The following is an 11,596-nucleotide window of genomic DNA, read 5'->3' as shown; positions in this document are numbered from 1 at the left end:
GCGCGCGGTCTCCTGCGGAGACACGACGCGGAGTGACTGCGTCACTCCCAAGGGGGCTGCGTCTCTGCGCGACGCCGGGGGGAGTGTGGCCCGATAGGCCATCACCTGCGGTGACGGCGGGGTGGTCCCGGTTGCTCGGGGACTGCGGGTCCGCGGTGGCCAGCTGGCAACGGAGGGAGGGCCTGCCGCGGGGTTCTTCGGCTTAATTGTAGCAGGTCAGAGGGCTTTTGATGAGATGTCAGGTTGTCTGTAACGGTGTCTCAGGACCGAATATCGGGGTGTGGCCCCTGCGGGGCCGAGGTCTTACCGCTCGCGCTGCGCGCTCCCTCTCAGTAGCAGTATGCACACGGTCCCACGTAGTGTCCACATCGCCGGCCCCTTCTTCGACACGCTACGCAACGTAACAACACCCCCAGACCAGCACCAGCTTGTGGTCTACACCAAAAAGATCGCTACCAAAAGGGAAATCACCAATTTCCGACCCACACAAACCGACCCAACGTCAAATACCAAAACCGAAACACCCCCTGCCCGAATACCAAAAACACAACCCCTCAACCCCCCGCCAAAACCGCCCACATACCAAAAGCTCAAACGGGTGAATTGGGGGCTGCGGCCACAGTCGTATCGGAAAGGAAAAGGACGGCCGCGACCACCACGCGACAGGGCCCCCGGCAACGCCCAGACTGCCGTTGAGGCGCTGCCGGGAAATCGTCCTCCTGAACTTCGGCGGCTCCTCGCGCTCGCTGCGGGTTCTTCGTATGGCTGATGCATCGTGAGCTGGTTCCGGCACAGATAGCCCTCGGCGCGCTCGACCGTGCACGTCGCTGCGGCGGCCGTGCTGATGGCGTCGCTTCTCCTTCGTCGCGGTCTCTCCGCCGAGCCTGACTCGAATCGGACGGCACAGGAGCTCGTCATGAGCAGAGTCTTGTTGGGGATTGCCCCTGGGCGGGCGGGCGAGCGTTGGCAGGATGTCCCCGAAGGGGGGCAGTACATGATCAGCGATCCTCGTCTGCACGGAAAGACGCGTGAGGAGGTGGTGGAGGAAATCCGGGTCTACCTGACTCGGATCGAGCGGCGTCGCAGACGCTTCCAAGCGACTAGCCAGAACCAGTTACGCGAGGTGCGGACCCGCGTAGTCGAAGCAGTCGCCGCGGGGCTCGCACACGAGGAGGCTGCGGCAGCGGCCGGCTACCAGCCGGCGACGGTGTCCAAGTGGGTGGCCAAACACAGGACACCGGTGCGTGCAGTGGACCTCGAGACGGCCAAGCGCCGTCTGGACAAGATCCGCCAGCGGCAGCGGGCGATGGCTGCAGCCGAGCTCCGGATCGCGAGAAAGGCCAAGCTGGTGGTGCGAAGGGCCATCGCGGTCGAGTTCACTGCGGAGGAGTTCGCCAGCATCACCACCTACAACCTCGAGGCCGTTGAGCGCTGGTTTACGGCGGTTCGTAACCGTCTCGAGCAGACTCGGCGGCGCCGGGAGCTTGCCTCGGTCCGGCGGGGGAAGGCGAATCGGCCGCCCCAGGAGCTGTCGCCGGCGGAGTACGCACGGTGGCTCGCGCGCGAAACACAGCGGAGGAGGGCTGTCCTTCAGCGGTACGGGATGCGGCCCAGACGGAAGAAGCCCGTGCCTCCGCCCGAAGGAAATCGCCTGCGCCTGAAGTCTCCGGGCCGCCGCAGACACCGCCGGAAGTGAGCCGCGTCACACTCGCGCCTACACGCGCGCGGACCCGCGCACGCGTAACGGCTGCAGATTTCTCTACTGGACGGTAACTGTCCTGGTGAGAGGGCTCAGGTGACGGTGCGTCTGGGGCTACTGTCGCTTCCACTCCGCTTCCCGAGCGGAGCACGCACTGCTCCCCCCGGCCGCCGCCTCAACCGGCAGCTGCGCCTGCCCTGCCGGCGCAGCTCGAAGGCGCGAGCTACCCGGCGGGTGGAGCCACTGCGGACGCTTCGGCCCGACCGGGCCGGACAACAGGCGGGGCCTGCTCGTCGGAACTTGGCAGATCGTGGCGAGCAGGCCCCCAGACCCAAGGAGGGCCCTCCATGACGGTACACAGCGAAGAGCAGGCTGGACACCGTGGAATCGAACACATGAGCAGTGAGGTGTCCCGGCCGCGCCCCACCGGCACGAAGGTCAGGGTGCTGGTCGTGCTCCTGGCCGTGATGACCGGGGTGGCCGCCGCCCTCGCCGCCTACATCGTGGGCACCCGCGTCGGAGCGAGCGGGGCGGAACGCATTGCGTGGGCGGCCGCGACGTTCGTCACCACGACGACGCTCGTGATCGTCCTGGTCGACAAGACCGGCCTCATCGAGTAGCACGCAGGTCTCAACTCCCGGCAGCCGGCCAGGCGATCCCCTGTGCGGCGATCTGACGGCCTGGGAGTCCCGAGGCCACCCGAAAGCATCTCCGCGCCGCGAAGGTCGGCGAGGGCGCCGTACAGCGCCCTCGCCGGCCTGATTGCCGCCCTGGGGTCAGGCTCCGATGCCGATGGAGGAGACGTATGCGTAGGCCGCATATTCGGAGTCGAGGTCGCTGATGACGTCGTCCCAGATCTCGTCCACCGTCGCCTCGTCCCGGGCCGCCCATGCGCTGACCAGGTCGGGCCAGATGTACCGGACGGTGATCGAGCGGTCGCTCAGGGGCCGGCTGTACTTGGCGTCGACGTGGCTCTGGTCGACGGGGTAGATCTCCATGCGGCGGCCGCGGCCGTCGTTGTCGAGGTGTCGGACGAGCCAGCCGGAGCGGATCAGGTTTTCCCGCCGGCGCTCCCAGTACGCGGCGTCGATCCGTTCCCGGCTCGCCGGGGAGGGGTTGGCCTTGCCGCGCGTCCAGGAGCGCACCGTACGGGCCGTGACGCCCTGTTCGGCGAGCGCGGCGCGGCCGGCGGGGCTGTCCAGGTAGCGCAGGCGGGCGGCCAGGCCTCGGCGGGTGGTGACGGGCGAGACGATGCCCGAGGAGTGCACGATCCGGTTCAGCTCCAGGATCAGCGCCTCGCCGCCCTTCATGCCCCGGGCGTCGTGCTTGCGCCAGTCGCCCCAGCGGGCCCACAGGTCCTCGGAACCGGCCATCAGCGCTTACCCCCCAGCACATAGGTGCTCTTTTCCTTCACCTGGTTCAGGTCCCGGCCCTCGGAGAAGACCGTCCGCCAGTCACCGATGACGTGTAGCTCGTCGGTGCCGGAGATCTCCACGACCTGCAAACCAGCCTTGTGGATTTTGTTGGCTTTCATCCACAGATTCGCGAAGGCTTTCGCGCGCATAATGTGCATCCAGTCCGGACGGCGCATATCCCGGTTCGCTGTGGATTCGCCCAGAGTGGAGACCAGCTTAGAGTACATGGATTTCACGTAGTTCACGGTGAGTTCGTCACCCTCGGCAAGGGCATCCTTTCGGACCTCGGCCAGGGCGCGGCGGAGTTTTTCCAACAGGACTTCGGTGCCGCCGGAGACGAGCGATCGGTGAATGGTGGGGGCGTCGGCGAGGTTGTCGCGGGCGCAGTCGAGGAGCAGTCGGAGGGTGGATTCGGTGACCCACAACTCGCCCGGCTCCATGCGGTTGCCCAGTGGGTTGGGCAGGTCGGTGTGCTCCCACTCGGCGGGGGTGATGAGGTGGACGCCGGCTTTCTTCCGGTCGTGGACGCCGCTGGTGTCCTCGCGGAGCTGGCCGATCGGCAACCAGGCCTTGAACGCGCTGAGGTAGGCGGCGTTCATGTCCAGGGCGGTCACCTCGAACTCTTCACCGGCCTTGGCGGCCTTGAAGATGTGGGGGTTGCGCCACTTCGGCCGGCCCTCCCAAATGTCGTCCGCGCCCTTCTGGGAGCGCTTGCGCAGGACCTCGGCGGTGGGTGGGAACTCGGAGTGCTCGTACCGGCCGCCCACCCGCGACGCTTTGAAGAACGTCATCACGTCCGGGATCGCGGACTTCAAGAGCACGGCCTGAGCGGCCTCCAGGTCCCCATCGCACTCCTTCAGGGCCGCATGGACGCGCCCGGTGATCTGGTCGACCAGCGACCCGGACGCGTACGCCCGGGGCGCCCGCGGCCCGGCCGACGGGCCCGCCAGCTCGATCGGGGCCGCCGGCCGGGCCTCGGCCTGTGGCTCCGGTGCCGGGGGTGCGGCGGCAGGTTGCTGCGGTACGGGGGCCGGGGCGGTCGCGGGCGGTACCGGGGCCGCGGCGGCGATGGCGGCCGCGCACTCCTCGGCGCTCAGGTGCTGCGGGAACCCGTCGACGTCGTCGGTGCACGGCTGCCCGCACAGCACGCACGGCAGGACCATCGCCAGCGCGGGCGTGACCGGCCGCTGGACAGGGAGCTGCTGGGCGCGGCCGCGCGGGAGCTCCACCGGCGGGGCGAGGACGTCGAGGGGGCGCAGGGGCGGGATGGAGCCGTGCAGGACACCGACGGCGTGCGTCGGGCCAGCCAGGAGATCGAGGGGGTGCAGGCCGTAGTGGGCGGCCAGGCCGTCGACGTCATCCAGCGACCAGTGCTGACGCGCCGACTGTTTGCGCGAGACCTGCGCCTGCGACAGGCCGAGGGCATCGGCGACGACGTTCTGACGCTCACCCGTACGCGCCATAAGCGCGGCAACGGTGAGTCTGAGCAGTTCTTCGGTACCCATCACCATGATGCAATTCTACCGCTCCTGATGCGCTTAACGCATGAGGAATGCGCGGATTGACTGCGTGATCTTGGGGAGATGTGGAGCAACACCGTCTTGCCGTCATGCCGTGTCTACGGCGGGACGGTGCGGAGAGAGTGCGGCGGGCCGGCGCCGGGGAAGGGGTGGGGCGGCCCGGGGGTACTGCTGCCCCCAGAGCGCGTCTGGGCCCCGGGCCTCACCCGAGCACGCCATATCGGCACGGGCTGAGCCAGACCCTAGCCGCGGCCCACCTCGCCCGGTTCTGCGGGAGCGGTCCTGACCACCTGCCGCGGACGCGGTGCGCGGACGGGTGGCCAGGACCGGGGCCCGCCCCTGGTTGACCCGTGGGGGAACGGATGGAGTTCCCGGGGGCGGTGTGCGTCCCACCCGGTACAACGACCGCGCCCGCCACCCGTTCCGCTCCCACCCCTCTGGCGGGGAAGTTCCCGCTCGGCAGGTGGCTGTCGGACCAGCGGCGGGCGTACCGGGCCGGGACCATGACCGGCGAGCGCGCGGCAAAGCTGGAGGGGCTGGGGATCGTGTGGGACACCGCCGACGCCGGCTTCGAAGAGAACCTCGGCGCGGCACGGGCCTACTCAGCTGGCCGCGATCGACCCCGGCTGGAACCCGGGGGCGCTGGGGTGGACGGTGGACTGGCAGCGGCACTACGCCTACCTCGCCCAGCTCCTGGGCGAAGGCACCCGCCTGACAGCGGTCGTGCCCGGGGTGACCCGGCACGGCGAGGACATCGGCCGGTGGCTGGCCACGCAACGGCTGGGCTGGGCGCGGCTGAGCGAGGAGCAGCAGGCCCGGCTCGGCGCGCTCGGGGTGAAGCCGGCGCGGGTTGTACGGACCCGCCAGGCGCCCGCGACGGCCAAGACGGCCCAGGGGCCGGGCGCGGCGCAGCGGCCTTCCAGGCGGGCATCCAGGCCCTGACGCAGTACCTCGCCCGCGAAGGCAGCCTTCCCGGCCGCGGGGCGGTCGAGAGGCTGCCGAATGGGGCCGAGCATCGCACTGGAGCATGGCTGTGCCAACCAGCGCCAGCGCCGCGACAGGCTGGATGCCGCGCAGCTGCGGGCGCTGGCCGACCTCGGCATCGATGGGCGCGGTAGAAGACCGTGGGAGGGGTGGTCAGGCCGCCCGCGGGTGCGACTCGCGGGGGCTGTCACGGCCTACTCGCATAGGCTCGGCGAGGATCTGCCGCAGGAACGCCTCTCCCCGCCGGATGCTGGTTTGGCCGGCATCGTTGCGCAGGTCGGCCAGGCGGAGGCCCTGGCGGCGGTCCGTGGTGTCGGAGGAGGCGGCCGCGAGAACCCGTGCCGCCTCCATATCGGCCATTGCGCGCCAGGAGTCGGGGTGTGCCGTGACCCGGTCGTAGGTGTCGGCCAGGCGCCGCACCACGCCCGGCACTACCTCAAGGGCGGTCAGGAAGGCGACGCACTGCTGGCGGCTGGCCGGCAGTGCCTGCCTGGTGACGATCCGCGCGGCCGAGCTGACCGGCAGCAAGTGCGCGCCGCCCGCCCGTTCCTGGAGCCAGCGCAGCGAGGGCGCACCGGCCTTCTCGTAGAAGTACTCCAGTGCTTCGCTGAGCTGTCCGGGCGTGGTGATCAGCTCGGGCGCAGGGGGGCGGCGCAGGTTCTTCAGGCGGCCGCGGTCGGCTGCCCGGGCGGACCTCCACAGCCCCACGATCTCGCCATGCGGGGCGCCGCCGCAGGCCGCGGTGAGCGTCTTCCAGGACGGCACCGTGCGGCCCGAGGACGCCCGCTTGAGCGTCGCCGCCGACAGCCCGGTTCGGGCGGCGAGTTCGTCGTAGGTCAGGCCGGACTGGGCCCGCAGCGTGCGCAGCGCTGCGGCCAGCTCGCCGCGGGCCCGGATGGTGTAGTCGACGGGGAGTTCACGACGTCCCATGACCCGCCCCTACCGGCCGGCCTGAAGAGCGGCCCTGGCCACTGCCGTGAGGGCGCCGCGGCTGCCCGGCATCACCGCGATGATCAGGGCTGCACCGATCGCGCCCGCACCGCCCAGCAGCTGGAAGACGTCGCCCATCGGCATCCCGCGCAGGCTCAGCAGCACGGCCGGGACGAACACCACCGCCAACACCACGCTGATCACGATTGCCTGCGGCATCGTCAGGCCGGGGGTCCGGTGCTGGCCGCCGGGCTGCCGTCCGTCCGGGCGGGCAGGCTCCTGCTGTACTCCCATGACACGTCCTTGTCCGGGACGCCGGGCAGGGGGCGCCCCTGAAGTAGTCGAGGGACGGGAGGGCGCGGGACAGCACCCTCCCGTCATTGGTGACTCCGCGCCAAGTGGCGCTTTCCCAGGGGCGATTGGCGTCGCTTTTCCCGGGGTCACAAGCATGGCAGAACGTGATCGGAACGCGAAGCTCGGTTCCCCCACCGAGGATCCCATAAGCCGGATATGTCCATTGATTCGTCCATCGGTGTACCTGACACAGTGCCACTTTGTTGACGGTTCGTCAGCGGTGCCCTGAACTGCGTAAACGCCTCCAATCGGCACCGCCCCCCGCAGACTCCCCCCGCGCCGGGGGCCGGCGGCCCCCCGAGCAACGCCCGTGCAGTGCGGCTCCCGGCCTCATTCGTCCACACGCGTCCAAGCGGAAGTTGTCTCCGTGTAGTCAAAGAGGGCACGGTGGCATCACATCGTCGGGAAACCGGCGGACCCCTGAAGTAGGTGACTCCGCAGCAGGGACAAAGAGAGCACCGCGTTGGCGCGCGAGTGCCTCACACGACAGGGCCGACCCGCACACACCGGGCCGGCCCTGTCGGCGTTTCGCGGCGCGGACGCACCCCGCCCCTCCGCAAAACGATTTACGGAGCCGCCGTACCCCGTGGCTGTTGCCTCTGCACCAGTTGCCCTGTCCGCACCGAGTGCCTCGCCGACGCCCTCGACAACAAGGTCGAGTTCGGCGTCTGGGGTGGGATGACCGAACGCGAACGGCGCGCCCTGCTGCGGCGAAGGCCCTCGGTCACCTCGTGGCGGCGGCTGCTGAAAACGGCCCGCACCGCGTACGAGCGCAGCACAGGAGTCGTTCACACACAGCCGCACCAGGAAGAGGTCGTCGACAAGGCGCTGGAATGGACCGCCTGACAGGCGGTCGGCCGGGCCCGCGGGCCGGGAAAGGGACGCCCGCCGCACGCCGGCGGCCTTCCGCCGGCTGAAGGCACGGTGTCCGGGCATGACAAAGCCCCGAACACCAGATGATGTTCGGGACCTCGTCGTCCTGCATGCAGCGATCCGGTGTCCCTAGTTCTTTGGCGAGAGCGGGGCTCACTGGATCGTCTTCCAACTCGGCGACTGCTCCCGGGCTGGGTCGGCGGCTGCCTTGAGGCCCTGGGCCCTTGCATCCGCCCCCTGAAGCGAACAACGACCTCGAGGGGCCATCCCGCTTCATGACTACCAAAGGCTGGAGGGGCGCATTTTGTGCAAGCCCTTTGATGTGACGTGCATCACATGCCCTTGCTTCCTCTTGCTTCCCGATCGGATCCGTAACGTCCCGGCACAGGGGGTGGAGGTCGGCCGGCAGCCGGCTCGCCGGGAGCCTCTGGTTCACATCCGGCTGCGGCAAGGACGGTCGGGACTCGGAAGGTGTCGCGTCCTGGCGGGGCGGCCGGCGGAGCCGCGGGATCGCCGACGAAAGAGAGAAGAGGGGTGCGCAGCCGACAGCACCGCGCGCTCCTGCCCGGCCGCCGGGCATCCCCCGCGGCGGCGACTCCGGCCGCGGCCTCCGGCGGCCGTGCGGAAGTCCGTGAGGCGATGACGATGCGCTCGGCAGCACGCGGAAGGCGTGCCGCGCACGGCGGACGGTGCCGGACGATCCGTCAGCCCAGCGCCTCCGTATATGTGTTCGCCGGAAGTGCGGCGGAGGAACCGGGCGGGATCGGGAACCCGTGGCAGCCGCCTGTCGTTGGAGTCCGCGAACGTGATCCCTGTCGTTGTCCGCCACCACCAGCTGACCTGCATGTTTCCGCCAGGGTGCCGCATACGTCCGGCACCGGGTGCCCTCAGCCACCACGGTGAGGCCCCCAGGCGGCCCTGAGAACGGTGGATACGTGTAGTACCCCCGGACGATATGACGCAGAGTGAACTTCTGCTTCACTTATCTGTACAACTCAACAGACCATGCAGGACCGGGAATTCGTGAACCCTTTGGCGAGAGCGCACGAGCCCCGGTCTCTTCCAACCCGGTGTTGCCGGGCTGCTCGCGTAGCCCGGCAACACCGGAGGTCGATGGTCTCGGCCCCGAAGGAGGACCCCCATGGGTCTCTCGGACATCCTGACCGGCACCCGCAACCTCGCGCGCGCAGCCGTCCGCCGGATCAAGCAGACGCCGGCCGGCACCCGCCGCGCCTTAACCCGCGCCGACCACTGGGTGCAGGACCACATCATCCTCGCCGCGGCGTGCGCCATCATCGCCGTGCTCGCCGTCACCGGCACAACCTGGTGGTACTGGGGCGAAGCGCTCCCCGCGCTCGCCAAGACCTACCAGCCGCTCCTGACCATCGTCTGGATCGTGATCAGCGCGATCGCCCTCGTCCTCAGGTTCTTCGCCACCCGCCGCGCCGCCCGCCTCGCCCTGGCCACCCCGTCACCCGCCGTGCCCCCGGCCACCGCCACCGCCGCACCGGCCGTCACCCCGGGGCCGACGGCAGAGCCCACCGGCACCGGAGGCAGCCGTGTCATCTGACGAACACCTCCCCACCGACAGCCGGCCCCAGGACCCCGACCCCGCAGAACTCCGCGACTTCCACGCCTTCTACGCCGCCCACTGGCCCTACGTGGCCGCCAAGATCCGTGCCGCCTTCGGCCCGAACATCGTCGACGGCGTCGACGCCGAGGACATCGCCCAACACGCCTTCCTCACGGTCCTCCGGAACTGGCAACACGTCAGTGCCCTCGAGTTTCCGCGCGCCTACGTCCACAAAATCGCTTTCAACCACGCCCGCCGGCTCTTCCAACGACGCTCCGTCCCCCTCACCTCCGCCCACCTCGACACCGTCCTCGGCCACGAGCCCAGCCCCGCAGCCCACCTCGAAGCAGCCCTCGAAGCAGCCCAGGCTCTTCAGACCCTTAGGCGCCTCGCTCCCCGCCAGGCCCAGGTCGTCGGCCTCCAGCTCGAAGGCCTGCACGACACCGACATCGCCGCCGCCCTCAACATCACCACCGACGCCGTCCGCTCCCACCGCCGTCACGCCAGGATCGCCCTCCGCCACCTCCTAATCGCAGCCCAGGACTAATCCCGAGCACGGGCGGCTGGCCTCCGTCACCGAGGGGGCCACCCGCCCGATCAACTTGGACACCCACACCAGCCACCAGACATCCGGTCCGGGCAACGAAGTGGCCGGGGAGCGGCCCCGTCGCAGCCCCTGATGGCCAGACCGCACCCCGACGGGCCCGTACCTACCCCGCCACCACACCACCCAACGCAGCCCCGGCAGCGAACGGCACCACACGACGGCACGATCACCCGCCGCCGACAGCCAGGTCCCCCCGACAAGGCAAACACCGGCAACGGCCACCGGACCCGCACTGAACAAGACGTAAGACATACCCCGGGCCCCCGGCAGCCGCCGGGGGCTCCGGCGTACCGCCCCAGGGCCCGCCCGCTCACCGGCCGCGCCCGCAGCCCTGCCCGGAGCCTGTTGCCCGTGGACCAGGATCCGCATCCGCGGCCGGAGCCGGGGCGCAGCAACCGGCCCGGCGACCCGGGCGGGGCCGGGGTTCCATCGAATGGACACGGCCGAAGAGCCGTCGGCCGAAACCGACGTGCAGCCGGAAGACCCGGACCTCGGGAGCTCCGCGGCCGCGGCGTCCTGGGCGGCCACGGCCGTGGTCTCGTCGCCGAGGCGGGCGGCGAGCAGGGACGTGAACACGTTGACGCGCCAGTGCGGGACGGCGTAGTCGGAGGTCTGCTCGTACGACCCGGCCCGGTCGAAGATGCGGCGGCCCTCGGCGAGGAGCCGGCGGGCGGTGGGGTGGTCGCCGCGCAGGGCCGCGGCGTAAGCCTTGCCGAAGACCGCGTTCAGCAGGCTGGTTGCTGAGGAGCCATGGGCCTGGTCGGCGAACCCGTCCGTGACCGCGAGGCCACGCCCTGGTCGCCGCGGGCGACCGCGGCAGCCACAGCCCGAGACCCGGGTGGCGACGTCGCCGGGGTCTGCGTTCGGAACCGGCGAGCTGGGGCGGCCGGCGTGATGGGAGGCGAGCAGGTCCCCTGCTGCAGCACAGCGGCCGCCCCGGCACAGGCCGGATACCCCGAACCGCTCACCTCACCCGGTTTCCGCCCCGCCGCGCGTCCGCGGTGTGCAGCCTGCCGTTCGGCCGCGGGCATGCCGGTGAGCCCACCCGTCACGGGGTGGGCCCACCGGCCGTGCAGTGCTCGGGCGCCTGCTACCAGCGGTACCAGCGGCCGCTGCTGTTCTTCGGACGGGCCACGAAACCGATCAGCCACAGCACCAGGACCGCGAGCGCGACCCACCACAGGATCTCCACCGCGAAACCGGCACCGAAAAGGATCAGGACGAGCAGGAGAACAAGAAGCAGGGGAACCATAGTTATCAACCTCCGACCCACCGAGTGCCCGACCGACCGGCACCCATGCACATGATCTTTATGTGTTTCTTATCCACGCAGGCGGGCAAACGTGCCCGCCCGGCTCCTCCGCCGTGACTTCGCCGCCACGATCCGGCGCGCCCCTGAGCACGCCCCGATGGGGCGCCCGTCGGGGCCGGCGGATGGGGTCCGACATCGGCAGACCGATACGGGGGTTTGGGCCCCGGGATCGTGAGCAGGCGAGTCGTCACGACCAACCCGGTACTACACGAGGAGGTCCCCATGTCGGGCACCGAGAAGACCAAGGCCCACGCCGAGCAGGCCAAGGGCAAGGCCAAGGAAGCCCTCGGCCGCATGACCGGCAACGAGCGGATGACCGCCGACGGCCA

Annotated in this window: 11 protein-coding genes and 2 pseudogenes; 8 read left to right on the top strand and 5 right to left on the bottom strand. The window is 70.1% G+C overall.

The features are described from left to right. Positions 1 to 916: 916 nt before the first annotated feature. Positions 917 to 1,696 (top strand): hypothetical protein, encoded by a 780-nt coding sequence (locus ACZ6JT_RS35160; protein WP_469216271.1) that lies wholly within the window; start codon positions 917 to 919, stop codon positions 1,694 to 1,696. 398 nt (positions 1,697 to 2,094) lie between these two features. Next, on the top strand, positions 2,095 to 2,319 hold the full coding sequence (locus tag ACZ6JT_RS35155) for a hypothetical protein (protein WP_469216269.1): 225 nt from the start codon (positions 2,095 to 2,097) through the stop codon (positions 2,317 to 2,319). Between the two features lie 156 nt (positions 2,320 to 2,475). Here ACZ6JT_RS35155 and ACZ6JT_RS35150 read toward each other — a convergent pair whose 3' ends face one another. Both ACZ6JT_RS35150 and ACZ6JT_RS35145 read right to left on the bottom strand, forming a co-directional pair. Then, the gene (locus tag ACZ6JT_RS35150) at positions 2,476 to 3,072 is read right to left on the bottom strand and encodes a hypothetical protein (RefSeq protein ID WP_469216267.1); all 597 of its coding nucleotides are present in this window, start codon (positions 3,070 to 3,072) and stop codon (positions 2,476 to 2,478) included. Next, entirely contained in the window at positions 3,072 to 4,625 is a 1,554-nt protein-coding gene (locus ACZ6JT_RS35145; RefSeq protein ID WP_469216266.1) for a helix-turn-helix domain-containing protein, read from the bottom strand. The genes ACZ6JT_RS35150 and ACZ6JT_RS35145 overlap by 1 nt, the downstream gene beginning before the upstream one ends. Before the next feature lie 371 nt (positions 4,626 to 4,996). Here ACZ6JT_RS35145 and ACZ6JT_RS35140 point away from each other — a divergent pair. Beyond that, positions 4,997 to 5,164, top strand: a pseudogene (locus ACZ6JT_RS35140) (helicase associated domain-containing protein); the annotation flags it as partial. Between the two features lie 124 nt (positions 5,165 to 5,288). Then, positions 5,289 to 5,576: a helicase associated domain-containing protein gene (locus tag ACZ6JT_RS35135; RefSeq protein ID WP_469216264.1), complete on the top strand. Its 288-nt coding sequence runs from the start codon at positions 5,289 to 5,291 to the stop codon at positions 5,574 to 5,576. A 195-nt stretch (positions 5,577 to 5,771) separates the two neighbouring features. Here ACZ6JT_RS35135 and ACZ6JT_RS35130 read toward each other — a convergent pair whose 3' ends face one another. Together ACZ6JT_RS35130 and ACZ6JT_RS35125 are read right to left on the bottom strand one after the other, a co-directional pair. Next, complete coding sequence (locus tag ACZ6JT_RS35130; protein WP_469216262.1) at positions 5,772 to 6,548, bottom strand: helix-turn-helix domain-containing protein; 777 nt, start codon at positions 6,546 to 6,548, stop codon at positions 5,772 to 5,774. Positions 6,549 to 6,557: 9 nt separating this feature from the next. Further along, entirely contained in the window at positions 6,558 to 6,842 is a 285-nt protein-coding gene (locus ACZ6JT_RS35125) for a hypothetical protein (RefSeq protein ID WP_469216261.1), read from the bottom strand. A gap of 660 nt (positions 6,843 to 7,502) precedes the next feature. Between ACZ6JT_RS35125 and ACZ6JT_RS35120 the strand changes: the two are divergent. From ACZ6JT_RS35120 to ACZ6JT_RS35110, 3 genes and pseudogenes are all read left to right on the top strand, one after another. Continuing rightward, positions 7,503 to 7,748: pseudogene (locus ACZ6JT_RS35120) on the top strand (WhiB family transcriptional regulator); the annotation flags it as partial. Positions 7,749 to 8,916: 1,168 nt separating this feature from the next. After that, on the top strand, positions 8,917 to 9,345 hold the full coding sequence (locus ACZ6JT_RS35115; RefSeq protein ID WP_469216259.1) for a hypothetical protein: 429 nt from the start codon (positions 8,917 to 8,919) through the stop codon (positions 9,343 to 9,345). Then, on the top strand, positions 9,335 to 9,895 hold the full coding sequence (locus ACZ6JT_RS35110) for an RNA polymerase sigma factor (protein WP_469216257.1): 561 nt from the start codon (positions 9,335 to 9,337) through the stop codon (positions 9,893 to 9,895). The genes ACZ6JT_RS35115 and ACZ6JT_RS35110 overlap by 11 nt, the downstream gene beginning before the upstream one ends. Positions 9,896 to 11,045: 1,150 nt before the next feature. On the opposite strand, the gene ACZ6JT_RS35105 is transcribed toward ACZ6JT_RS35110, so the two are convergent. Next, entirely contained in the window at positions 11,046 to 11,207 is a 162-nt protein-coding gene (locus tag ACZ6JT_RS35105) for a hydrophobic protein (RefSeq protein ID WP_469216256.1), read from the bottom strand. Positions 11,208 to 11,489: 282 nt separating this feature from the next. On the opposite strand from ACZ6JT_RS35105, the gene ACZ6JT_RS35100 reads away from it, so the two are divergent. Continuing rightward, positions 11,490 to 11,596 (top strand): CsbD family protein (locus ACZ6JT_RS35100; RefSeq protein ID WP_469216273.1); only part of this gene is annotated, 107 nt, incomplete at its 3' end.

It is taken from the genome of Streptomyces sp. NPDC046308 (assembly GCF_055588065.1).
This window is presented reverse-complemented; position numbering and strand designations above follow the sequence as displayed.